Raw genomic sequence first — 24,335 nt, 5'->3', positions numbered from 1 at the left:
CCGAAGGTACCGCGTGAGCGGCGCGAGGACGGCCCGGTAGCAGCAGAGGTGCGCTGGCCCGCATGCGGCTCGCTCGCCAAAAAAAAGCTGCCACGTTTGACCGTGACAGCCTTTACAAATCTAATCTTAACTGTTCAGCATTACGACGTGATGTCGGCTTTCCTCTTCTGACCCTATTCCCTGCGCTTTGGGCTTAATTATTGCGGTCAGATTTCCCCTGAGCCGGTGCTGCAGAGCAACGCTAACCCTATGCTGCCTCACTCGCCCGCGATGCAGCCTGAGGGGCTTTCTCTGGCACCGGCACTGCCAGCGCATCCGCCTCAAACTCATCGACGTTAATCGAACGCAGGCGGCTGGCCTCAGCACGCTGCAACACTTCAGCCTCTTTAGCATCAATCCAGCCCTGCTCCAGCGCGCGCTTCGCCAGCGCATCCAGTCGGGTAAAGGAGAGGTGCTGCTTCGTCTGTTTGCACAGTCTGTCATGGATGACTTCTGCCGCCATCACATCCTGCAATGCCTGTTCCAGCTGACCGGCAGGGTTGTGCTCGCTGGGCGTCAGGTACATGCCACGGCCCAGACGGCTGCGGGTAGCTGACGGCTGTTGCAGCAGTTTTGCCAGCTGATGGTCCAGACGATCAGACGGAGCAGGGCAGTGATGACCGCCTGCAAAAATAGTCATCCGCAATGCGCCCGCGACCAGACGGTTCGGGAAGTTACGCAGCAGATCGTCCATCGCGACTTCCGCCTGATGCAGCGCATCCTGCACGCCCCAGTGCACCAGCGGCAGATCGGCTTCGTTGCGGCCTTCATCGTCATAGCGTTTCAGCGTCGCCGAAGCGAGATAGAGCTGGCTCAGCACATCGCCCAGACGCGCCGAAATACGCTCACGACGTTTCAGGCTGCCGCCCAGCACCGCCATCGACACATCAGAGAGCAACGCCAGGTTGGCACTGATGCGGTTCAGATGCTGATAGTAACGGCGGGTGCCATCGCGGGTCGGGGTGGCGCTGGTGCGTCCGGCGGTTAAGCCCAGCCACAGGCTGCGCATAGTGCTGCTGCCGACATGGCCGATGTGGCTGAACAGCGCCTGATCAAACGCGTTAACATCGTTGCTGGCTGCCGCCGCCATCTCCTGCAGTACATAAGGATGGCAGCGAATCGCACCCTGTCCGAAGATAATCATGCTGCGGGTCAGAATATTAGCGCCTTCCACCGTGATAGCGATGGGCGCACCCTGATAGGCGCGGGCCAGAAAGTTACTGTTACCCAGCATAATGCCTTTACCGCCGGCAATATCCATGGCGTCGATAATGGCGCGCTGACCGCGATGGGTGCAGTGATATTTCACAATCGCCGACAGCACTGCCGGTTTTTCACCCTGCATAATACCGGCCGTAATCAGCGTGGCCGCCGCATCCATCACGTAGGCGTTGCCGGCAATGCGCGCCAGCGGCTCTTCAATCCCTTCCATCTTACCGATTGAGACGCGGAACTGACGACGAATATGGGCATAGGCGCCTGTCGCCAGCGCCACACTTTTCAGGCTGCCGGTTGAGTTCGATGGCAGCGTAATGCCGCGACCCACAGACAGACACTCCACCAGCATCCGCCAGCCCTGACCGGCCATTTGTGGGCCGCCGATAATATAGTCAATCGGCACAAAGATATTATTGCCGCGTGTCGGCCCGTTCTGGAACGGCACGTTAAGCGGGAAGTGCCGATGACCAATCTCCACGCCGGGCGTGTTGGTCGGGATCAGCGCACAGGTAATGCCAGGATTCTCGTTATCGCTGAGCAGATGATCCGGGTCGGAGAGTTTAAATGCCAGCCCCAGCACGGTGGCGATCGGCGCCAGCGTAATATAGCGCTTGTTCCAGGTCAGCCGCATGCCCAGCACCTGCTGACCCTGCCATTCGCCCATGCAGACCACGCCGGTATCGGGGATGGCTCCGGCATCTGAGCCCGCTTCCGGACTGGTCAGCGCAAAGCAGGGGATCTCATCGCCGCGTGCCAGCCGGGGTAAATAGTGATTTTTCTGCTCTTCAGTGCCGTAGTGTTGCAGCAGTTCGCCCGGACCTAATGAGTTAGGCACCCCGACGGTAATCGCCAGAATCCCGGAGACGCCCGACAATTTTTGCAGCACGCAGGCCTGCGCATAGGCGGAGAAATCGAGTCCGCCATACTCTTTTTTGATAATCATCGCGAAGAAACGATGCTCTTTCAGATAGGCCCAGAGTTCCGGCGGCATATCGGCCAGCTCATGGGTGATCTGGAAATCGTTGGCCATGCGGCACGCTTCTTCAACCGGACCATTGAGAAAAGCCTGCTCATCGGCGGTCAGGCGCGGCTGCGGATAGTTGTGCAGCTTCTGCCAGTCTGGTTTGCCCTGAAACAGATCGCCTTCCCACCAGGTGGTGCCCGCATCAATCGCTTCTTTCTCGGTGCGCGACATCGGCGGCATCACCTGCTGGAAGCGCTGAAACATCGGCTTTGAAAACAGGCTGCGGCGCAGTGACGGCAGGTTGAACGGCAGCAGGATAATCGCCAGCGGCAACAGTAACCATGGCGTCCAGAGGTGAGCAACAGCCATCGCAGCAGTCCACAGCAGCAGAATCGCGCTGCTGAGCCGCAACGACAGGCGGTGATAGAACAGGGCGCCAATCAGCGCCACCGTGGCAAGTATCGAAACAACCATCATAATGAACCGCTCCAAGTAGTAAGAGGTCTGACCTGTTATGTAGAGAGGTTTAGAGCAGTTGGGTTGATTTATCAATTTGTTTACATCGCAATTACAACCTGCCTCACAAAAACCGATTTCTGTCCATTTTTGCATCACCCGCTGCAGCGATAATCGCCGCCACTGCCTGGCCAGCCGTGGCATGACGCTTTGCGCTGACCGGCCATTCCGTTAAACTTGCTGCGATTAACCTCTTCTAAAAAAGGACATCCCTATGTATCAGGACATTATCCGCTCTGAGCTTAATGAAGCTGCTGATACGCTGAATAAATTCCTCAGCGACGAGGCCAATATCCATGCGATCCAGCGTGCTGCGGTGCTGCTGGCTGACAGCTTTAAGGCGGGCGGCAAGGTGCTTTCCTGCGGTAACGGTGGTTCACATTGCGATGCGATGCATTTCGCTGAAGAGCTGACCGGTCGCTACCGCGAAAATCGTCCTGGCTATCCGGCGATTGCCATCTCTGATGTCAGCCATCTCTCCTGCGTCAGTAATGATTTTGGTTATGACTATGTCTTTTCACGCTATGTGGAAGCGGTAGGACGCCCGGGCGATGTGCTGCTGGGCCTCTCAACTTCCGGTAACTCTGCCAATATCATTAAAGCGATTGAAGCTGCCCGTGCGCAGGGGATGAAAGTGATCACCCTGACCGGTAAAGATGGCGGTAAGATGGCAGGCAGTGCCGACATTGAAATCCGGGTGCCACACTTTGGTTATGCCGATCGCATCCAGGAAATCCACATTAAAGTGATCCACATCCTGATGCTGCTGATCGAAAAAGAGATGGTGAAGTAACTGCGCTGGCCTTCCGCCTGACGGGAGGCCGCTTACTCTAAGGTGGTGGCTATGTGCGAATTGCTCGGGATGAGCGCCAATGTTCCCACGGATATCTGTTTCAGCTTTACCGGTCTGGTTCAGCGTGGCGGTGGAACCGGGCCTCACAAAGATGGCTGGGGCATTACCTTCTACGAAGATAAAGGTTGTCGTACGTTTAAAGATCCGCTGCCGAGCTTTAACTCGCCGATTGCGCGTCTGGTGCAGGAGTATCCGATCAAATCGCATTCGGTGGTGGCGCACATCCGCCAGGCGAATCGCGGGCAGGTGTCGCTGGAGAATACCCACCCGTTTACCCGCGAGTTGTGGGGCCGTAACTGGACTTATGCGCACAACGGGCAGCTCAGGGGCTATCGGCATCTGGAGACCGGCACATTCCGGCCGGTAGGCGAAACGGACAGCGAGAAGGCGTTCTGCTGGATCCTGCATCAGCTGGCGACGCGCTATCCGCGCACGCCAGGCAACTGGCCTGCGGTGTTCCGTTTTATCGGGGAGCTTGCCGGCACGTTGCGGCAGAAGGGCGTGTTTAACATGCTGCTGTCAGACGGCCGTTATCTGATGGCCTTTTGCTCCACCAATCTTTACTGGATCACCCGCCGCGCACCCTTTGGCCGGGCGCAGTTACTGGATCAGGATGTGGAGGTCGATTTTCAGCAGCACACCACGCCGCATGACGTGGTGACGGTGATTGCTACGCAGCCACTGACGGCCAATGAAACCTGGCAGCGGATCGTGCCAGGTGAATGGGCGTTATTCTGCCTTGGAGAGCGCCAGGAATGAACGTGAAGCGGCTTCGGGACTGGCTAAAACCGGTGCCGGGCTGCTGTTCATCACATATTTACCGCTGGCGACATTGACCATCGGCGGCTGGTGATATTTAGCAAAGTAAGCGTATCCCGGCTGCAGCTGCTGCCAGAAACTGGCATAGGTGGAGTAGCGGTGACGCTGCATATTGCTGTCGGTCATGCGGAATGGATAGATGCTGATGCTGATATCCTGCTGGCCGTTACGCAGCGCGGCATTCACATAGGTAAAAATCTCATCCATATAGGCGTTAGTCATGGCATAGCAGCCAATCGACTTACAGTCGCCATGAATCATCAGGTAATTGCCGCTGTAGCCCTGATTACGATCGTACTGATTCGGAAAGCCGATGTTGATCGCGCGATAAAACCGGCTATCCGGCTTCAGCTGATTCAGCTTCACGTTGTAAAAACCTTCCGGGCTTTTGAAATCGCCTTCACGGCGTTTCGGGCCGAGGCCGCCAGAAAAGTTACAGATGCGGTAGGTGTCCAGCAGGCGGTATTCGTTACCGATTTTGCCGTAGAGTTCGAGCGTGCGTTCTTCCTTGAAGATCTGGATATAGACCGGGGTGCCGAGTAACTGCTTCTTTAATTCTTTGCTGACCGGTGCCGTTGAGACGGGTTCGGGTGTCATTGCCATGCTGAGGGCTGGCAGTAAAATCATCGCAAACAGGAGTGCGATTTTGCCCATGCTGTGTGTACCTTGAGGTGAAGAGAACATGACGCAAAATGTGCGTCTCTGTTTGCATTATCGGAACTGTCCGCTACCGCAGCGCAACATTAAACATTGTCTGTTTTTTTAGCAAGACGGCGTCAGCCAAATTCGCGATTTACTGAAGGATATTCGGCCAGAAATTTGTAAACTTTAATCGTCAACGCGACAAATATTGCAGTTACCCCTGTCAACTGTATACTTATCCAGTGCCGGAGGGGGTATGCGTAAAATCATTCATGTCGATATGGACTGCTTCTATGCCGCGGTGGAGATGCGTGATAATCCCCAACTGCGCGACATCCCGATCGCCATTGGTGGCAGCCGCGAGCGTCGCGGCGTGATCAGTACCGCTAACTATCCGGCGCGCAAATTTGGCGTGCGCAGCGCGATGCCAACCGGCATGGCCCTCAAGTTATGCCCGCATCTGCGTCTGCTGCCAGGACGCTTCGACGCCTATAAAGAAGCCTCCGCGCAGATCCGCGACATCTTTACCCGCTATACGCCGCTGATTGAACCGCTCTCCCTCGATGAAGCTTATCTGGACGTCACCGACAGTCCCCACTGTCACGGCTCTGCCACACTGATGGCGCAGGCGATCCGCGCCACCATCTACCGTGAAACCGGGCTTACCGCCTCAGCGGGCATCGCCCCGATTAAATTCCTGGCGAAGATCGCCTCTGACCTGAATAAGCCGGACGGGCAGTTCGTGATTACCCCGCCGGAGATGTCCGGTTTTCTGCTGACCCTGCCGCTGGCGAAGATCCCTGGCGTCGGCAAGGTCTCGGCCAAAAAGCTGGAAGAGATGGGGCTGGTGACCTGTGGCGACGTGCAGAAGGCGGACTTAGCGCTGCTGTTAAAGCGCTTTGGTAAGTTTGGCCGGGTGCTGTGGGAGCGCAGCAATGGCATTGATGACCGCAGCGTGATCGTTGAGCGCGAGCGTAAATCGCTGGGGGTTGAACGGACGCTGGCGGAAGATATCAGCGACTGGGATGCCTGCCTGGAAATTATCGATTTTCTCTACGCCGAACTGGATCGCCGGCTGACGCAGATCCGACCTGACAAGCAGGTGGCGCGTCAGGGCGTCAAACTGAAGTTCAGTGATTTTCAGCAGACGACCCAGGAGCATATCTGGCCGGTGCTGAACAAAGAGGACATGATTGCCATCGCCCGTAAAACCTGGGATGAGCGTCGTGCCGGGCGCGGCGTGCGGCTGGTGGGATTACATGTGACTATGGTGGATCCCCAGCTGGAGCGTCAGCTACTGCTGGGTCTGTAACCGTCAGCCTCACCGACCGGTAAGGCTGATATTCGATTACTTCTTATATTTCGCCGCCAGAGTCGCAAACCACGGTGCGACGAAATCCTCATTAGCGCCCCAGCCCGGAATAATCTTGTTCAGCGACGCGACGTTCACTGCGCCAGGCTGGCTGTTAAGCTGCTGCTGAGAGATTGATGCCGCTTTAAACTGGTAAGTCGCGGGCGTCTCTTCACCGGCAATTTTCTTCGCCACCAGACGCATATTCACCGCGCCAATGGTTTTAGGATCGACCGCCACCGTCTGTACCCACGGGCTGTTTTTCTCGCGCATCAGCTGCAAATCCTGGTTCGAGACATCAATGCTGTAGAGCTTGATCTCGGTACGGCCATTCTCCTGCAGCGCTTTGTAAGCGCCCTGGCTGAAGGCATCCCAGGCGCCCCAGATAGCGTCGATTTTGCCTTTCGGGTATTTCGCCAGAATCGCGCCAATTTTATTGGCGGTGTCGCCCTGAACGTCAGTTGAAACTGCACCAATCGACTCAAGCTGATGAATGCCCGGATTCTCTTTCAGCAGTTTTTCATATACCACCTGACGGCGTTCCATCGGCGGGAAACCGGCAACCCATAGCTTGACGATGTTCGCCTTGCCGTTGAAATCATGGATGAGCTGGCCCAGCGACAACTGCGCCAGTGAAGCGTCATCCTGCGCGGTGACGGTGACGCCCGCAATCGGGCTATCCACCGGCGTATCAAACACCGACAGCTTAATGCCTGCATCGGCAATGCGCTTCACCAGTCCGCTGGCGTAGGGCGCTTTACCGTGCGACAGCACGATGCCGTCATATTTCTGGCTGATCGCCTGATTCACGAAATCCTGGAAGCGCGCATCGTCGCCATTGCTGAGGAAGGTGCTGACCTTGAAGCCAAGCTGGCGACCCTGCTGAATGGCACCGGCAACAAACTGGGTGGTGTTGTCATCGGAGCCGAGATTGCGGATCACCGCAATACGGATCGGGCCATCATGACTGGCGATAGCCGCAGGCACCGGCGTGACGGTATCCGCGAAGGCCACGCTGGCGTTCAGCAGGCTCAGGGCCAGCAGCGAGAGTGTTATTTTTTGCATTGTTATCAACTCCGGTAAACGCGCCTCAGCGGCGCTGGATATAGGTGATCGCCAGTGCTAAAGCCAGCACCAGCCCTTTAATAATGTCCATGGCGTAGTAGGGAACAGAGAGCATCACCAGACCGTTCTGCAGCACGCCGAGGATCACCGCGCCGACCAGCGTGCCCAGCGCATTCGGCTTGCCGGAACCCGCCAGTGAGAAGCCGATCCACGCCGCAGCGACCGCGTCCATCAGGTAGCCGCTCCCGGCATTCACCTGCGAGGAGCCGATACGCGAGGCGAGCAGAATCCCGCCCAGACCGGCCAGCAGTGAGGCGATCACATACGCCAGCACCCGGTAGCGGGTGGTGCGGATGCCGGAGAGGCGCGCCGCTTCCGGATTGCCGCCCAGCGCATACATCCGGCGACCATGTTTAGTCAGGGAGAGCGCCAGCTGCGCGGCGACGGTGACGACCAGCATAATGATGACGATGGTGGGCACCTGGCCGAGCAGGCCAAACGCCGCCGGAATGGTGCCTTCCGCCATATCACCGCTCGGCAGCACCATGTTCTCGGTGATCGATCCGCCAAAGCTGTAGGTCATCGCCACACCCTGAATCACGAACAGTGTCGCCAGCGTTGCCAGCATGTCGGGGATGCGCAGGATCACAATCAGAAAGGCGTTAAACAGCCCGACCAGGGTGCAGAGCGCCAGGGTGAGCAGAATGGCGGTGGTAGTGCCAAAGCCGTACCAGACAAACAGTGAAATCACCAGCGCATTAGCCAGCGAGGCGGTCGATCCGACCGACAGATCAAAGCCGCCAACGGTCAGCGAGATCGAGACGCCGATCGCAATCACCGTAACAACGGCAATTGAGCGCAGAATATTGATGATGTTGTTGGGTTCAAGGAAGCTGTCGGAGGCGAGACCAAAGGCGGCGATCAGGATCACCACCGTGAGCAACATGCCCCATTTATAGAGAAAGTCGAACAACTGGTGACGCCACGGCGAGGCTGTCAGATTCAGGCTGGTTTCTTTGCTGCTCACGCAGGGGTTCCTCCGGTGGAATAGAGCAAAAGCGTCTCTTCGGTGACGTCGCGTGCAGCCAGCTCGGCCACAATGCGTCCATCCCAGAGCACGCAAATCCGGTCGCATAAACCGACCAGTTCAGAAAACTCTCCCGACGCGTAAATGATGCCTTTCCCCTCGCGCGCCAGGTTATCGATCAGGGTGAAGAGTTCGGTTTTGGCTTTGATATCGACGCCTTTCGTCGGCTCATCGAAAATCAGTACGTCGGCGTTGTTGCGCAGCCATTTGCCTATCGCCACTTTCTGCTGATTGCCGCCGGAGAGACGGCGCAGCGTCTGTGCCGGACCGGTGGTGCGCACCTGCAATTGCTGGATAACCTGCTCCGCCCAGCGCCACGCCTGGCGATGACCAAACAGGCTCCAGCGCGAAAAGCTGTCGTCTGCGCTGACGCTGAGGTTCATTGCCACCGACTCATCAATAAAGATCCCCTCTTTGCGCCGCTCCTCCGGCACCAGCGCCATGCGGCGACTAACGGAGTCATGCGGCGAACGGGGCTGCCACGGCTGGCCATGCAGTTCACCGCGACTGATGCGGCTTTTGCTGGCACCAAACAGCGCCTTACAGAGTTCGGTTTTACCGGCACCGGCCAGGCCTGCAATGCCCAGAATTTCCCCTTTGTGCAATCGTAGCGAGATATCCTGCAGCAGTTGCTCATCATGAAGACCGTCAATCGCCAGCAGCAGCGGCTGAGTCTGCTGCGCACGACGGGCCGGGAAAATATCGGTGAGCTGATGCCCCAGCATCTTCTCCACGATCTGCTCACCACTCAGTGCCGCCATCGGGCCGGTTTCGATCAACCGGCCATCACGCAGCACCGTCAGCTGGTCACAGATTGCTTTCAGTTCATGGATGCGGTGAGAGATAAACACCACGCCGATGCCGCTGGCCTGCAGGCGACGCACCACAGCAAACAGCCGCTCACTTTCATGCTGATCCAGCGGGGCAGTGGGTTCATCCAGAATCAGAAAGCGGCAGTGGTGCGACAGCGCGCGCGCCAGCAGAATTTGCTGCTTTTCAGCCAGGGTGCAGCGCTCCACCAGCCGGTTAACGTCCAGCGCCACGTCGAGCTGAGCCAGCAGCGCCCGCGCCTGACGCCGAACCTCGCCCCAGCGATAGCGGTGGCCAGGCTCTGCCAGCCGATCCAGCAGAATGTTTTCCGCGACGCTGAGCTGCGGCACCAGCGCTACGTCCACTTCCTGCTGAACCAGATGGATACCCAGCCGTTTCGCATCACGCGGCGTGCGGATGGAGACCGGCTCACCATCCAGCAGGATCTCGCCGCTGTAGTGGCTGTGCGCACCGGAAAGGATCGCCATCAGTGTTGACTTGCCCGCGCCGTTAGCGCCGGTCAGTGCATGAACTGAATGGCCGTCACTGCGGAAATCCACCGACGATAGCGCGGCAAACCCGCCAAAAGCGATGGAGATGTTACGCATCTCAAGGCAGTTTAACCCTGGCATGTCATTACTCTCCTGAAGAATCACTGGCCGCATTTTTTCCTGAACCTTCAGGCGCGGCAACAGCCGAAAGCGCATAAGCTAGCACGAAATCTTATTAGCCATCCAGACATCTGGACATAATGGCGGCTACAACCAGCGAAGCGCGGGAAAGCGGCGGAATAGCGGGGGAAAGGGCGGAAAAGGCAGCGAATTATGCTGGGGGAAAGTCACAGGCATAAAAAAACCAGGCCGGAGCCTGGTTTACTTTTTTTGTGACAGCATTACTTTTCTGGCACCACATTCAGCAGGGTGGTCAGCAGTTTCCAGTAAAGGCCAACGCTTTCGATGTGAACCTGCTCATCCGGCGAATGCGGCCCGGTGATGGTCGGCCCAATCGATACCATATCCATCTCCGGATACGGTTTTTTGAACAGACCACACTCCAGACCGGCGTGGATCACCTGAATGTTTGGGGTCTTATCAAACAGCGCGATATAGGTCTGACGGGTCAGCGCCATAATGGCGGAGTCCGCATCAGGCTGCCAGCCTGGGTAGCCGCCTTTCGCTTTGGTCTGTGCACCGGCCAGCTGGCCCAGTGAGGTCAGCATCTGCACCACATAATCGCGGCCGGTGTCGATCAGCGAACGGATCAGGCAGTTGATCTCTGCATGATCGGCTTCCATGGTCACCACACCGATATTCAGTGAGGTTTCTACCACGCCTTTCGCCACGTCGGAGTTGCGGATCACACCGTTTGGCATGCTGTTGAGCAGGTTCAGGAAGCGATCGCGGCTGTCAGCGTTCAGAGCATCACCCTGATGCGCCAGCGGCTCAGTGACCAGGGCGATGTTCGGCTCTTTGATGCCGTGCTCATTTTTGATGGCGCTCAGGAAGTGCGCCGCCGCTGATTTCAGCGCATCCGCTTTGTGGCTCTCGACCGCCACGGTAGCGAAGGCTTCACGCGGGATCGCGTTGCGCAGCGTACCGCCGCTGAAGGCCAGCAGACGCAGATCCAGTTCAGCAGCGTGTGCCGCCAGGAAGCGCGCCAGCAGTTTGTTGGCGTTGCCGAGGCCCATATGAATATCGGCACCGGAGTGACCGCCACGCAGGCCTTTCAGCGTCAGCTTCAGGGTCTGGAATTCAGCAGGCACCGCTTCACGGGTCAGCGGCAGGGTGGTGACGAAGTCGATACCGCCCGCGCAGCCCATGTAGATCTCACCTTCTTCTTCGGAGTCGGTGTTGATCAGGATTTCTGCCTGCAGCCAGTTGGGTTGCAGACCGAATGCGCCATCCATACCGGTCTCTTCAGTCATGGTCAGCAGCACTTCCAGCGGGCCATGCGTCAGGCTGTTGTCAGCCAGTACTGCCAGCGCAGAAGCCATACCGATGCCGTTGTCCGCGCCCAGCGTGGTGCCGCGCGCTTTCACCCACTCGCCGTCAACCCAGGGCTGAATCGGATCTTTGGTGAAGTCATGCACGGTGTCATTATTTTTCTGCGGCACCATATCCAGATGCGCCTGCAGCGCAACCGGGGTACGGTTTTCCATGCCTGCGGTGGCGGGCTTACGAATCAGGATGTTGCCGACCTGATCGCGCTCACACCAGAAGCCTTGCTCTTTGGCCCAGCCGACGATGTAACTCGCCAGCGCTTCTTCGTGAAAAGAGGGATGGGGAATAGAGCAGATCTTAGCGAAAATATCCCACAGCGGCTGTGGAGAGAGTTGAGACAATTCAGACACGACAGGTCTCCTGTGTCAGTGTACCGGCGAGGCCGGACATCGCGAGTTTCCAGTGAAAAATCGCCGTCAGAGAATCTGACGAGCCAGGCCCGAGAATATCACTGTTTTCTACCGGGTGCGCTCTCAGACGCGCTAAAAAGCCGCAACCAGTGCGCGGGTGCTGGTTTTTAGTGCGTCAACTCCTTATAATCTCGCGCAACCTTTTCCCCGTTGCACATTTTTACGCCACCTCGGTTGGCTGGGATTTCTATTCTATGAGCGAAAAATACGTCGTTACCTGGGACATGCTTCAGATTCATGCCCGTAAACTGGCCCAGCGCCTGCTTCCTGTTGAACAGTGGAAAGGCATTATCGCGGTGAGCCGCGGCGGTCTGGTACCGGCTTCGCTGCTGGCACGTGAACTGGGTATCCGCTACGTCGATACCGTCTGCATCTCCAGCTATGACCACGATCATCAGCGCGAAATGAAAGTTCTGAAGCGCGCAGAAGGCGACGGTGAAGGCTTTATCGTGATCGATGACCTGGTGGATACCGGCGGCACCGCCCAGGCGATTCGCGAGATGTACCCGAAAGCGCGTTTCTGCACCATTTTCGCTAAACCGGCCGGTCGCTCACTGGTTGATGATTATATTGTCGATATTCCGCAGGATACCTGGATCGAGCAGCCGTGGGATATGGGCGTGGTCTACATCCCGCCGATTGTTAAAAGCTGATTGATATGCATCAGACAACGCCCGGTTTTCCGGGCGTTGTGCTTTCTGTGCCTCGCACCCCGAATTGCCGTACAGTACACTTAGCCATCGCCGTTTCTGTTGCAGGAGAAGTGAGTATGTCGAGCAAAAATCTCAGCGAGGAGTTGTTCAAACCGCGCTTTAAACATCCTGAAACCTCAACCCTGGTTCGCCGCCACCATCATGCTACTTCGGATGTCCACTCAGCCCTGGATGGTGACAGCCAGCGTGGCTGGTATCGTATGCTGAATAAGCTGATGTGGACATGGCGTGGCCTGACGCCGCAGGAGATCAGCGAAGTGCTGGCTCGGATTGCCATCAGCAATGTTGAACATACGGATGAGACGCTGCTCGACACTGTAATCGGTTTTCGCGGCGGCAACTGGCATTTCGAATGGTGTAAACAGGCGGGTATCTGGCAGCAGAAAGCGCTGGAGGCCACCGACGACAGCGAGGCGGGCGACTACTGGCTGCACGCGGCGCATCTCTACAGCGTTGCGGCCTATCCCTATATAAAAGGGGATGAGCTGGCCGACCAGGCGCAGACGCTGGCGAACCGCGCCTATGAAGAGGCGACTCAACGCCTGCCGGGCGAGCTGAAACCGCTGACGTTCGCCATTCAGGGTGGCAGCCCGGTTAACGGCTTTCTGCACATGCCGCCTGACGTTGAAGCGCCTTATCCCACCGTGCTGTTCTGTGGCGCGCTCGACTCATTACAGAGCGATCACTATCGCCTGTTCCATGATTACCTTGCACCGCGCGGCATCGCCATGCTGACCATTGATGTGCCGTCGGTAGGCAACTCGGTGAAATGGACGCTAAATCAGGACACCAGCTTTCTGCATCAGCAGGTGCTGCGCGATCTGAAAAACGTGCCCTGGATCGACCATACCCGCGTGGCGGCGTTTGGTTATCGCTTTGGCGCTAACGTGGCCGTACGACTGGCCTATCTGGAATCGCAGCGGCTGCGTGGGGTCGCCTGTCTTGGCCCGATTGTGCATGCGCTGCTGACGCAGACAGCGTTGCAGGATGAGATCCCGGATATGTATATGGATATGCTGGCGAGCCGGTTGGGCATGGCAACCGCTTCTGACAGTGCGCTGCGTACCGAACTCAATCGATATTCGCTGAAAACTCAGGGATTGCTGGGCCGCCGGACGCCGACACCCATGCTGTCGGGCTACTGGCAAAACGATCTTTTCAGCCCGGAAGAGGAGAGCAAGCTGATCGCTAACTCTTCGTCAGATGGCAAAGCGTTGCTGATTCCGGTGAAGCCGATGATGGCCAGTTTCGACAAGGCGCTGAATGAAATTTGCGACTGGCTGGAGAAGCGTTTAAAAAGGTAACTGGCAAAATTTACAGTATTTGCTACAACTAGTAGCGGAATTCTTCCGGGCTGCCGTTAAGCGAAACATGACATCCCCTGGCCGTCCGGAAAATCAAGGCTGTATAGCGGTCAAAATCTATGGAGATTCAGCATGACGTTACCAAGTGGTCATCCCCGCAGTCGCCTGCTTAAGCGCTTTACGGAGCTTGGGCCTTATATTCGCGATGGGAAATGTGGCGAAACCCGGTTCTTTTTCGACTGCCTGGCTGCCTGCGTTAATGTGAAACCGGCACCGGAACTGCGTGAGTTCTGGGGCTGGTGGATGGAGCTGGAAGCGCAGGCTGACCACTTTACCTATGTCTACCATATCGGTCTGTTCGATAAAGAGGGTGACTGGTCGGTGGCAACCATCAAAGGCAAAGAGAATACGGCGCGCGTGGAAGAGACCTTACGGAATTTCCATACCCGTCTGAAAGCGATGCTGAAAGAGTTCGAGCTGGATCTGATTCCGGCCAGCGATTTCGATGAGAAACCGGTGAAGCTGAGTGCCTGATTGGGTGTTTAGAGATTAAAGGGTGAGTTAAAACGCTTGCCCACAAACTGCTGACAAATCTCAAGTAGGGTGAATCTGGCAGCAACGAATAAGCTCAACACGCAGGGAACACGGGCAGAAGAGGAAAGCGTCCCGCGCCAGGGACGGCGCGGGCCGAGCCTGTCAAGGATGACGTCTTTTGCGTCTTTCCGATCTGACCGTGTTCCCTGCGCCAGCTCGATCTCATAGCAGAGCGGGCCAGATGCTGTTAACAAGCAAAGGGCGCGTTGAAAAACGCGCCCTTTTTCATGCTCATACATTCTGTAGCTTATGCTGTGCGGCATTAGCCTGAAATCAGAACTGGTAAGTCACACCCATCGCGACCACGTCATCGTTGTTAATCGACAGCGCGTTGTCATCATCCAGCTGGTTGATTTTGTAATCAACGAAGGCGGACATATTTTTGTTGAAGTAGTAGGTCGCGCCCACGTCGATATACTTCACCAGATCCGCATCGCCGATACCGTTTTCGATATCTTTGCCTTTGGTCTGTACATAGCCAATGGAAGGACGCAGGCCGAAATCAAACTGATACTGCGCCACCAGTTCGATGTTCTGCGCTTTGTTGGCTGCGCCCGCGACGGTAGCACCGGTGTTACGGTTGGTGCCGCTGATTGGTGTCATGTTGCGGGTATCGGTATAGATCGCCGCCAGGTAGACGCTGTTGGCATCATACTTCACGCCTGCGCCCCAGGAATCCGCACGGTCACCGCCGCCATAGGCACGTGCCTGCTGCTGGTTGGTACGGTCAGAAGAGGTGATGGCACTCATCAGGCTCACACCGGAATCACCCAGGGCATAGCCCAGTGAGGCACCGTAGCCGTCGCCATTCTGACGGTTAATGTCGGTGCGGGTGTTGGCGCTGGTGGCGTCGTTTTTACCCTGATACTGCAACGCAAACTTCAGCCCATCGACCAGACCAAAGAAGTTGTTGTTACGGTAAGTCGCCACACCGGTAGCGCGCTGAGTCATAAAGTTATCAGAACGGGCTGTACCGTCACCGCCGAATTCCGGGAACACATCGGTCCAGGCCTCAACGTCATACAGCACACCGTAGTTACGACCGTAATCGACCGAACCATACTGCGAGAATTTCAGACCGGCAAACCCAAGGCGGGTTTTGTTGCCGTTGTTGGCGTCGCTGCCTTCGGAGTTATTGACGTTGTACTGATATTCCCACTGACCATAACCGGTCATCAGGTCGTTAATCTGTGTCTGACCCTTAAAACCGATACGGGTATAGGACTTGTCTCCATCCTGGCTGGCATTATCGCTGATGTAGTGCTCAGCTTTAACTTTGCCGTATAAGTCCAGTTTGTTGCCATCTTTGTTATAGATTTCGGCAGCCTGCGCGGCAGATGCCAGCGTCAGCGTGGAGAGGATCATGGCCAGTGTGCTTTTCTTCATTTGCTATCAATCCCAATGTGAACGCCGTAAAAAAATGAAAGTTTTTGTAAAGCACGGACTTTTTACCCGTCGGCGATGAACTTTTTATGACACTTTTCATGATTTCTTGTTAACCCTGAACTTTTGGTCTACGTCCTTGTCCGCGTAAATTCGTGCTTTTCCCCCGCTGGCTGTTGGCTTCCTTATCTACTCCTGTTAAAACGTCCTTTCGTAAAAATTTTTCACTACGGCAGGAAATATGAGTGGCAGTCAGACCTTAGTGGTCAAATTGGGTACCAGCGTTCTCACCGGCGGCTCCCGCCGGCTGAATCGGGCGCACATGGTGGAACTGGTTCGTCAGTGTGCGCAGCAGCACGCCGCGGGCCACCGCATTGTGATTGTGACCTCTGGCGCGATGGCCGCCGGACGCGAACATCTGGGTTACCCCGAACTGCCGCCCACCATCGCCTCAAAGCAGCTGCTGGCTGCGGTGGGGCAGAGCCGTCTGATTCAGCTGTGGGAACAGCTGTTCTCAATCTACGGTATCCATATTGGTCAGATGTTGCTGACCCGTGCCGACATGGAAGATCGCGAGCGCTTCCTGAATGCCCGCGACACGCTGCGCGCGCTGCTGGATAACCACATTGTGCCGGTGATCAATGAGAACGATGCCGTCGCCACCGCTGAAATCAAAGTGGGTGACAACGACAATCTCTCGGCGCTGGCGGCGATGCTCGGCGGTGCCGACAAGCTGCTGCTGCTGACCGACCAGCAGGGACTGTTCACTGCCGATCCGCGTAACAATCCTGAGGCTGAGCTGATCAGTGATGTCCATGTGATCGATGATGCGTTGCGTGCCCTGGCGGGCGACAGCGTATCGGGTCTCGGCACTGGCGGCATGTCGACCAAGCTTCAGGCGGCGGATGTCGCCTGCCGCGCCGGTATCGATGTCATCATCGCCTCAGGCAGTCGCAGCGGCGTGATCAGCGATGTTATTGACGGCAAGCCGGTCGGTACGCGCTTTCATGCGCAGCAATCGCCGCTGGAAAATCGTAAACGCTGGATTTTCGGTGCGCCTCCGGCCGGTGAACTCACTGTCGATGATGGTGCGCTGGCGGCAATTATTGAACGCGGCAGTTCGCTGCTGCCGAAAGGGATCCGTGCTATCCAGGGGAATTTCTCGCGCGGTGAAGTGATCCGTATCCGCAGTTTGCAGGGCAGGGATATCGCGCATGGTGTTTCACGCTACAACAGCGACGCGATGCGGATGATTGCCGGTCATCACAGCCAGCAGATCAGTGAAATCCTGGGCTATGAATATGGCCCGGTGGCGGTTCACCGCGACGACATGATCGTCAGTTAAGGAGCGGACAATGCTAGAAGAAATGGGAAAAGCGGCCCGCGCCGCAGCTTACACCGTGGCCGATCTGTCGACTGCAGAGAAAAATCAGATTCTGATGACCATTGCCGACCGTCTGGAGGCGGAAAGCGCAGACATTCTGGCGGCCAATGAGCTGGATTTAGCCGATGCGCGTCAGAACGGCATGAGCGCCGCGCTGCTGGACCGGCTGACACTCAATCCGCAACGCCTCGGCAGCATCGCCAGCGATGTGCGCCAGGTCTGCCAGTTGGCCGATCCGGTTGGACAGCTAATTGACGGCGGTCAGCTCGACAGCGGGCTGCGCATTGAGCGTCGTCGCGTGCCGCTGGGTGTGGTGGCCGTAATCTACGAGGCGCGTCCCAATGTCACGGTGGACGTCGCCACTCTGTGTCTGAAAACCGGCAACGCCGCCATTCTGCGCGGCGGTAAAGAGACCTGGCGCACCAATGCGGCCACCGTCCGGGTGATCCAGAACGCGCTGAAACAGCACGGTCTGCCTGCGGCGATCGTTCAGGCGATCGAAAACCCGGATCGCGAGCTGGTGAATCAGCTACTGAAGCTGGATCGCTACGTCGATATGCTGATCCCGCGTGGCGGAGCCGGGCTGCACAAGCTGTGCCGGGAAAACTCCACTATTCCGGTGATCACCGGCGGCATCGGCGTTTGTCATATCTATATTGATGAAACGATGGAGATCGAACCGGCACTTGATCTGATCGTCAACGCCAAGAAACAGCGTCCCAGCGCCTGTAACTCACTGGAGACGCTGCTGGTGGATCAGGCGATTGCCGATCGTTTCCTGCCCGCCTTCAGTGCGCGTATGGCACAAGAAGCGATTGCGCTGCATGCTGACAGCAACGTGCTGGCGCAGCTGCAGCAAGGCCCGGCATCGGTCACGCAGGTGAATCCGCAGCAGTACAATGATGAGTGGCTGTCGCTGGATCTTAACGTCAAATTAGTGGCGGATATGGATGAGGCGATCGATCACATCCGTACGCACGGCACGCAGCACTCGGATGCCATCCTGACCCGCAATACCCGCAACGCCGCGCGTTTTGTCCGTCAGGTCGACTCCTCAGCGGTCTATGTCAACGCAAGCACCCGCTTCACCGATGGCGGACAGTTTGGTCTGGGTGCCGAAGTGGCGGTCAGTACCCAGAAACTGCATGCCCGTGGCCCGATGGGATTAGAGGCGCTGACTACCTATAAATGGATAGCATGGGGCGACGATACGCTCCGGCCATAACTGCCATAATTTTTAACAAAGCGGGAGTCTTTCAGAGACTCCCGTTTTTTTTAGCTCCATTTTCCGGTCCAGTGAAAGATAGAGTTTTCTGCGCATCAGCTTAATTTCCGTTCCGGTCTCGTCACTACTGGCCATTATTCTGGCTGATATTCACGCAATTTTTTACGGAACATTCCTGAAAGCCGGGGCTGTACGCGGCCTGAGGCAATATTTTTTGTCCAGCCGCGGGCTGAAGCGGATAATGATTATCAGGAATGCTTGATAAAGCGGTTAGGTAGTAAACGAGCGGTAATATAAAATGAACTGGTAGCAATAATGAAAATAACATCCAGTATCTCTTCTATGGCTGATTATTAACTAATGGTTAAAAAAGAAAGTACAAGACAAGCTTTCACCGCCAGGCTGATAGCGGCCTGTGAGAGTGCCGGCATTGCCGGACATGGACGAAACAAACAGGTTGCCAGGGCCCTGCAGCAGCAAGGCTGTAAGATTTCAACGCCGGGAGTGTGGAAGTGGTTTAACGCGCAGTCAGTGCCGGATGGCGGCAATTTGCTGGCTCTCAGTCAGCTGCTGGGCGTCAGGGTTGAGTGGCTGCAGTACGGTATGGAACAACCTGCTGAACCGGTGACGCTAAGCGCGCTCACTGGTCAGAAGAATGTGTTTCGGATTGATAGCCTCGACATTGGTCAGCGAAGTGCTGCGGGCCTGCCCGCGCGTGATGAGTTTGTCGAGACTATCCAGGCGATCGAATATGGTCTGGATGAGGCGCGGGTGCTGTTCAACGGTCGTCCGGCGGAAAACATCCGGTTAATCGCTATCAACAGTGACTCAATGGCTGACACCTTTGCGCCGCGCGATCAGCTGTTTGTGGATATCAGCGTGCGGATGTTCGACGGCGACGGCATCTATATTTTCACCCTCGATGAGCAGCTTTATCTCAAACGCCTGCAGCTGCAGCACAAGAAAATCGCTGTAATATCAGACAATAAGCGCTATGAAACCTGGTACCTCAATCATGATGACGTCACCAGCCTGAAGGTACTGGCAAAAGTGATCATGAGCCAGGCGCGACATTATCAAATCCTCGGTTAAGGTCACTTCTGCCGATTTTTTCAGGAAGGCTGTAAAAAAATAATCGGCATAAATTCATAAATTTAACCAGCGGTAAATAAAAAATTAACCAACAGTGTTTGATAAAGCATAAGAACCTGTTAATAATTTGGATATGGATGAACGAAGCTGTTCTTTCAGGGATGAGCCGCTCTTAAACAATTGAGGCGCTGCACAAGCGCGAATCATACCACCCAAAAGTCAGTGAACTTTGGGATGGGGTGGATGCGCAAAATGCAGCGTCGTCAGATGCCGTTTATTTCCCCTCGCTTACTTTCCACCTGACTGCTAATGCAGCCGGGCGGCGAGCGTGCGACCGTAATATACGACATTCGGGCCCGTTCGGTTCGCCGAAAGCTCGCGCCTGCCACCCCATCGCCAAAGACTCATTCACAGGAGGAGTTATGGCGATAATTCACTATGGCAAAAGCGTTTTTATAGGCAACGCACGTACTCGTCGCCACCGGCGGCGCCAACCTCTCAGCAGCCTGACACAGAGCATCGACCAGGCCCTGAATCTCCCAACTGAAACACCCACCCTGAGACGTGCAGAGCAAATCTGTCAACGTCAGGTCGCCCCGCGCGTTGACCGCGCAATCACTGCACCCCGCGTCACCAGTCAGGAAACACCCAGTTTCGACAATTGCTGTCTTCCGCACGTTCATCTCTACGCAGTGAGTTGAAACGCGCAGAAAGCGCATTTTTCCGTTCCGGCTAACTCTTCGCTTTCTCCAGTTCTCACTGGGCGCAATTTGCTGAATTACTGTTCAGTTTTGCTGCAGGGTCAGTAAGGCCTTCTGCTGCGCCGTGCTGGGTAATGATCAGCGAGCGTTATGTATTTTGCTTTAACCCGTCATTGAGGAGTCGTTATGAGCCAGATAATCGCAGTACTGAATTTTGAAGAGGGGTATGTCGACACGCCCTATCTCGACACGCTGGGCTTTCCCACGGTGGCCGGCGGCATCCGCATTGGACCCAAGGGGGCGTCTCTGAGTAATTACGCTTTCCGCGTACCACGGCGCGTCGGTGATGTCTGGAAGCAGTGCATTCTTGAAAACAAAATTCAGGAGATGCAGGGCAGGGAGCTGCTGCGTAATGCGCTGGCGAAGTGCAACGACGCCCGCACCGACGTGCTGCTGAGCATGGCTTATCAGCTGGGCGTTGATGGAGTCCTGCAGTTCAAAAATATGCTCAGCGCGATCGTCGCTGAACAGTTTAATGATGCGGCTGACGCGATGATGAATAGCCTCTGGGCCCGTCAGACGCCGGGCCGCGCCAGACGTCACGCGGAGATGATGCGCAGCGGAACCTATGCGGTTTACAGGGGGTTGCTATGAGATGGTTCATGTTTCTCGTCGCCGTGCTGACGGCAATCATCATTCTGCTGCTGCTGCAGCGCTTTACCACCCTGCAGTTTGTTTCTCATGCCCGTCTGCTTTTCAAAACCTGGTCTGTCTGGCTCGCGTCGCTGGGTTCCATGCTCAGCGCCTGGGCGCAGTCATTTCCTTCTGCCGCCGTTGATGCCTGGAGCGCACTACCCGAAGACGTTAAAGCCATTTTGCCGCACAACTACCTCGGGCTGGTGGGCGCATTCATGGTGGCGATGGGGGTGATTGCGCAATTTGTTCGTCAGAAAAACCTGCTCAATGCGAAAGAGCAGGCTGAAGGAGCGAAGCCATGACTCTGATAACCACCTTACTGGGCGGCAGCTGGCACTGGCTGGCCGCACTCGCTGGCGTCATCGCGGCGCTGGGCGCCAGTTATTTCGGCGGCAAGAAAATCGGCAAAGTGCAGCAAAAAGCGCGTTCTGACGTCGATAACGCGCAACAGGAGGCGTCCCGCGTTACCGCGGTGGCGCAACAGCAACAACACAACCGCGAGGAGGCTAACCGTGTGGCGACTGACAACCATAGCCTTGATGACGCTGCTGCTCGCGACAAGCTGCAGCAGTCGAAATACCACAAACCCTGAGCCGGTGGCGATCACCGACTCTGCCTGCGTACTTTTTTCCCCTCTTTATACCTACGGCGATGACGCGCAAAAAATGGACGTTCGTACGGTGCGCGCCATCAACACCCACAACGACATGTGGGACTCCCTTTGCGGCCATCCGGCTGCGGTTAAGTAGTGCGCTGATTTCAGCGCGATATCCCAATGATCCTGAGGAGGATTCTATGATCGAAGTTAACTCTTTTGCTGAACTGCGTACCACGGTCCCATCAAAATCAGGTGAAGTCGCAATCCTTAAACGTTATTACGATAAGGACTCCAGCTTCCGTGGTGGCGCTGACTTTGTTGGTTTCCTCAGCACTACACCGCTGAAAGATGATGGCGGTACGGTGGCGGTGGGTAACGGTTTCTACTGGAAGCGCACTATCAACGATCCCACCGAAGTGAATATCCTTCACTTTGGCGCGAAAGGGGATGGCGTCACCGATGATACGGATGCCTTTAAGCGGATGCTGACATGGACGCAGACCTACAACACCTATGCGAAAGCGATTCCGGTGCGTTTTCCGGGTGGCCGCTTCCTGATTTCACCTATCGATATCAGCGATACGGAATTATCGTTTTTTGGTCTGGCAGGCGATGATATGGAGCTCGGATCGGCACCGCGCACCACCATTGTTTCTGACAAAAGCGCGAATACCGTGTTTAAGGTTAATGCGCGCCGAATCGTCATTAAAGGCATCTGCTGGCACGGACAGGCTAACGCCGGGACTGTCGACACCACAGCGAAAGTCACCGTCACGCCTGAACAGTGCAGTAACATTCAGCCGTTCTTCGAAAATACCATTGTCGGAGGCCAGATCGTCAATCTCTTCTGCTTCAAGGCGCAAAGTACCGGGGGAACCGTCTTTAAGCTGCAGGATACGCTCGACAGTAAGTTCGATCAGATTTACAGCTCCAATACCTTTTCACGGGTGTTTGATGTCGGCTGGTCAAACACACCGAAGGGGAACTGGGACCACTCAACCGCCATTGAGCTGTGTAATGCCAACTTCCAGTCGGGCTATGGTGACGCCACGCTCTATATGCCGCGCGTCACACAGGGAGTCATGCGCAACGTCTGGATTGAGCACACGACTAACCCAGGGGATCTGTCGGACGGCGGCTGGAACATCGAAACGCTCAACATTGAAGATTGTGCCACGCCGCTCAATCTCAATAATGCCCGCGTGGTGATGCGTCATATCAACCTGCAGGCCGGGGCGAAAATCACCAATGATCTGGCCGGAAGTAAGTGGTTATCGACCTTTGAATATGGCTATCGTCGGGATGAGAACTATGGAACGTTCATGACGGGTTCGCTGCGTGCCGGCTACTACAGCGGCTATAAAGTGGTGAACAACACCAATACCGATAACTGGTATCGGCTGGGGCAGCTCTATTTTCCGGCGCCTAACCAGCAATGGGTGATGGAGTTGATCGGGAAAGCGGATGCCACCACGCCCTCTGGCACTGCCGGCTCGCCGGTTAATGTGGTGGGCACCGGTAAAACCCTGATCAACCTGCAGCGACTGGAGACGGTCTGGGCCGATGCTTACCATATGGGACAGCCTTCAGTGCTGGACATTCGTTATGGCCGGGTAGGGACCACCTATGCCGTAATCTGGGTCAAGCTGAGAGCTAACAGCGGCGAGACCATGTTCAATCTGAAGACGACCGGTCCGACCCGCTTCGATACCGGTTCCTGCTCGCTGTTCCAGGCTGATATGTCGGTGGTTACGGACATCACCAAAATCAGCAACCTGAAACCCGCTGCACGTTTTGGCATGCACAACGGGCTGGCGGGCATCGGGGCCAACGAAAAAGGGGTGGTTACGCTGGCTACTGCTGCGGGTACGCCGACCAATAAGACCGCTCCGACCGGTTTCGTGCTGATCAATATCAACGGCGTGGACCGTAAGGTTCCTTACTACGATTGATGACTGGCATGTTTTGGGCGAGGCTCCGGCCTCGCCCTTTTTTGATCTGACATTATCTCCGCTTCTTTTTACGTCGCCAGAAAGGTCACAGTTGCACTGCGAAGCCAGACAGTCTCCCTGACACAGCCTTTCGCCTTCATCCTCGTCAGCGGGCTGATTGCGATTAATTTGAATTACGGCTTGCGTCACTTTAATAAGTGTGGCCTAATGAATCGTCGGTTTGATTAACAGACACTATCAAAGTAAGTAACCAAAGCAGTTCTCATCTCTAAGTTTGTCGCGAGACATCCCTTCTTTTTGAGTCTTCTCTTACGTTCTGATTAAAATCTGTTCTCAGGCCATTATGTATGCCGGAAGGCTCGATATATTAAGGATTTAAGCATGTCTAACAAAATTCGCGGTACCGTTAAATGGTTTAACGCAGAGAAAGGCTTCGGTTTCATCTCTCCTGCAGACGGCAGCAAAGATGTATTCGTACATTTCTCTGCAATCCAGGGCACCGATTTCCGTTCATTAGATGAAGGTCAGCAAGTTGAATTCACAGTAGAAAATGGCGCCAAAGGCCCAGCTGCTGCGAACGTTGTTGGTCTCTAAGGACTGAAAATTACTTTTAAATGTCCTCACTGTAGTGGCTCACAGTTTCGTACATCACATTTTGATGTTACAAGAGCCAACCCGCATGGAGCGAAATGCATTTTCTGCAAATCTGTCGTGGTTCAGGTGAACATGGCAAGGATTGCAATTCAGAGCCAGCTTCGCGCCCTCTGATTAAGGCTAGTGAGCTTTATAGCGTTGTTGCATTTACAGTAATAAAAGGCTGCCTCTGGCAGCCTTTTTTGTTTCTGCGTTTTCTCCTTCTCAAACCTCACGTTTTTCCTCGTAACCTGCCTGTTTACCTGCACTTCCCCTGTTAAATTTT

At 55.8% G+C, this 24,335-nt stretch carries 23 protein-coding genes; 16 read left to right on the top strand and 7 right to left on the bottom strand.

The features are described 5' to 3' along the window. Positions 1-247 precede the first annotated feature (247 nt). Positions 248-2,698 carry an acyl-CoA dehydrogenase FadE gene (gene fadE / locus EPG66_RS07700; RefSeq protein ID WP_064704546.1) on the bottom strand — a complete coding sequence of 817 codons (2,451 nt, stop codon included), beginning with the start codon at positions 2,696-2,698 and terminating at the stop codon, positions 248-250. 253 nt (positions 2,699-2,951) lie between these two features. On the opposite strand from fadE, the gene lpcA reads away from it, so the two are divergent. Continuing rightward, positions 2,952-3,530, top strand: a complete 579-nt coding sequence (lpcA, locus tag EPG66_RS07695) for a D-sedoheptulose 7-phosphate isomerase (protein WP_010255178.1) — start codon at positions 2,952-2,954, stop codon at positions 3,528-3,530. A gap of 51 nt (positions 3,531-3,581) precedes the next feature. Then, positions 3,582-4,349, top strand: coding sequence for a class II glutamine amidotransferase (locus tag EPG66_RS07690; RefSeq protein ID WP_031590390.1), 768 nt, complete (start codon positions 3,582-3,584; stop codon positions 4,347-4,349). Here EPG66_RS07690 and dpaA read toward each other — a convergent pair. After that, positions 4,320-5,063 carry a peptidoglycan meso-diaminopimelic acid protein amidase gene (dpaA, locus tag EPG66_RS07685; RefSeq protein WP_010255183.1) on the bottom strand — a complete coding sequence of 248 codons (744 nt, stop codon included), beginning with the start codon at positions 5,061-5,063 and terminating at the stop codon, positions 4,320-4,322. The genes EPG66_RS07690 and dpaA overlap by 30 nt on opposite strands. Before the next feature lie 244 nt (positions 5,064-5,307). Here dpaA and dinB point away from each other — a divergent pair, with 244 nt between their 5' ends. Continuing rightward, entirely contained in the window at positions 5,308-6,363 is a 1,056-nt protein-coding gene (dinB, locus tag EPG66_RS07680) for a DNA polymerase IV (RefSeq protein WP_031590388.1), read from the top strand. A 36-nt stretch (positions 6,364-6,399) separates the two neighbouring features. Here dinB and EPG66_RS07675 read toward each other — a convergent pair whose 3' ends face one another. From EPG66_RS07675 to pepD, 4 genes are all read right to left on the bottom strand, one after another. Further along, complete coding sequence (locus EPG66_RS07675; RefSeq protein ID WP_083070657.1) at positions 6,400-7,467, bottom strand: sugar ABC transporter substrate-binding protein; 1,068 nt, start codon at positions 7,465-7,467, stop codon at positions 6,400-6,402. Positions 7,468-7,492: 25 nt separating this feature from the next. Continuing rightward, on the bottom strand, positions 7,493-8,494 hold the full coding sequence (locus tag EPG66_RS07670) for an ABC transporter permease subunit (RefSeq protein WP_182686392.1): 1,002 nt from the start codon (positions 8,492-8,494) through the stop codon (positions 7,493-7,495). Further along, on the bottom strand, positions 8,491-9,996 hold the full coding sequence (locus tag EPG66_RS07665) for a sugar ABC transporter ATP-binding protein (RefSeq protein WP_182686390.1): 1,506 nt from the start codon (positions 9,994-9,996) through the stop codon (positions 8,491-8,493). The genes EPG66_RS07670 and EPG66_RS07665 overlap by 4 nt, the downstream gene beginning before the upstream one ends. A 260-nt stretch (positions 9,997-10,256) precedes the next feature. Continuing rightward, positions 10,257-11,714, bottom strand: coding sequence for a beta-Ala-His dipeptidase (gene pepD, locus EPG66_RS07660; RefSeq protein WP_010671162.1), 1,458 nt, complete (start codon positions 11,712-11,714; stop codon positions 10,257-10,259). A gap of 254 nt (positions 11,715-11,968) precedes the next feature. Between pepD and gpt the strand changes: the two genes are divergently transcribed. The 3 genes from gpt (at position 11,969) to crl (ending at position 14,325) form a co-directional block, all read left to right on the top strand. Then, positions 11,969-12,427 (top strand): xanthine phosphoribosyltransferase, encoded by a 459-nt coding sequence (gene gpt / locus EPG66_RS07655; protein ID WP_009091894.1) that lies wholly within the window; start codon positions 11,969-11,971, stop codon positions 12,425-12,427. A 116-nt stretch (positions 12,428-12,543) separates the two neighbouring features. Further along, the gene (gene frsA, locus EPG66_RS07650; RefSeq protein WP_033779697.1) at positions 12,544-13,791 is read left to right on the top strand and encodes an esterase FrsA; all 1,248 of its coding nucleotides are present in this window, start codon (positions 12,544-12,546) and stop codon (positions 13,789-13,791) included. A gap of 132 nt (positions 13,792-13,923) precedes the next feature. Next, positions 13,924-14,325, top strand: coding sequence for a sigma factor-binding protein Crl (gene crl / locus EPG66_RS07645; protein ID WP_003851176.1), 402 nt, complete (start codon positions 13,924-13,926; stop codon positions 14,323-14,325). Between the two features lie 333 nt (positions 14,326-14,658). Here the strand turns inward: crl and ompC are convergent, their stop codons facing one another. Further along, positions 14,659-15,771, bottom strand: a complete 1,113-nt coding sequence (gene ompC, locus EPG66_RS07640; RefSeq protein ID WP_010255197.1) for a porin OmpC — start codon at positions 15,769-15,771, stop codon at positions 14,659-14,661. 238 nt (positions 15,772-16,009) lie between these two features. Between ompC and proB the strand changes: the two genes are divergently transcribed. The 10 genes from proB (at position 16,010) to ymcF (ending at position 24,184) form a co-directional block, all read left to right on the top strand. Beyond that, positions 16,010-17,113, top strand: coding sequence for a glutamate 5-kinase (gene proB, locus EPG66_RS07635; RefSeq protein WP_010255198.1), 1,104 nt, complete (start codon positions 16,010-16,012; stop codon positions 17,111-17,113). A 10-nt stretch (positions 17,114-17,123) separates the two neighbouring features. Continuing rightward, positions 17,124-18,377, top strand: coding sequence for a glutamate-5-semialdehyde dehydrogenase (gene proA, locus EPG66_RS07630; protein WP_182686388.1), 1,254 nt, complete (start codon positions 17,124-17,126; stop codon positions 18,375-18,377). 360 nt (positions 18,378-18,737) lie between these two features. Beyond that, complete coding sequence (locus tag EPG66_RS07625; RefSeq protein WP_010255201.1) at positions 18,738-19,469, top strand: S24 family peptidase; 732 nt, start codon at positions 18,738-18,740, stop codon at positions 19,467-19,469. Positions 19,470-19,891: 422 nt separating this feature from the next. Further along, positions 19,892-20,170, top strand: a complete 279-nt coding sequence (locus EPG66_RS23195; RefSeq protein ID WP_071941072.1) for a transcriptional antitermination N peptide — start codon at positions 19,892-19,894, stop codon at positions 20,168-20,170. 186 nt (positions 20,171-20,356) lie between these two features. Continuing rightward, entirely contained in the window at positions 20,357-20,824 is a 468-nt protein-coding gene (locus EPG66_RS07620; RefSeq protein ID WP_182686386.1) for a glycoside hydrolase family protein, read from the top strand. Beyond that, positions 20,821-21,168, top strand: a complete 348-nt coding sequence (locus EPG66_RS07615; protein ID WP_182686384.1) for a DUF7940 domain-containing protein — start codon at positions 20,821-20,823, stop codon at positions 21,166-21,168. Before EPG66_RS07620 ends, EPG66_RS07615 begins: the two co-directional genes overlap by 4 nt. Further along, the gene (locus EPG66_RS07610) at positions 21,165-21,458 is read left to right on the top strand and encodes a hypothetical protein (RefSeq protein ID WP_182686382.1); all 294 of its coding nucleotides are present in this window, start codon (positions 21,165-21,167) and stop codon (positions 21,456-21,458) included. Before EPG66_RS07615 ends, EPG66_RS07610 begins: the two co-directional genes overlap by 4 nt. Before the next feature lie 203 nt (positions 21,459-21,661). After that, a complete protein-coding gene (locus EPG66_RS07605) occupies positions 21,662-23,416 on the top strand; it encodes a glycosyl hydrolase family 28-related protein (protein WP_083070663.1) in 1,755 nt (584 codons plus the stop codon). Positions 23,417-23,797: 381 nt separating this feature from the next. Further along, positions 23,798-24,010: a transcription antiterminator/RNA stability regulator CspE gene (cspE, locus tag EPG66_RS07600; protein ID WP_003854408.1), complete on the top strand. Its 213-nt coding sequence runs from the start codon at positions 23,798-23,800 to the stop codon at positions 24,008-24,010. 3 nt (positions 24,011-24,013) lie between these two features. Continuing rightward, a complete protein-coding gene (gene ymcF, locus EPG66_RS22985) occupies positions 24,014-24,184 on the top strand; it encodes a cold shock small protein YmcF (protein WP_109654107.1) in 171 nt (56 codons plus the stop codon). Positions 24,185-24,335 lie beyond the last annotated feature (151 nt).

Origin of the sequence: Pantoea pleuroti, from assembly GCF_014156615.1 — a bacterium.
Lineage (GTDB): Bacteria > Pseudomonadota > Gammaproteobacteria > Enterobacterales > Enterobacteriaceae > Pantoea > Pantoea agglomerans.
Note: the sequence above shows the minus strand (reverse complement) of the source record. Positions and strands in the feature narration are given on the sequence as shown.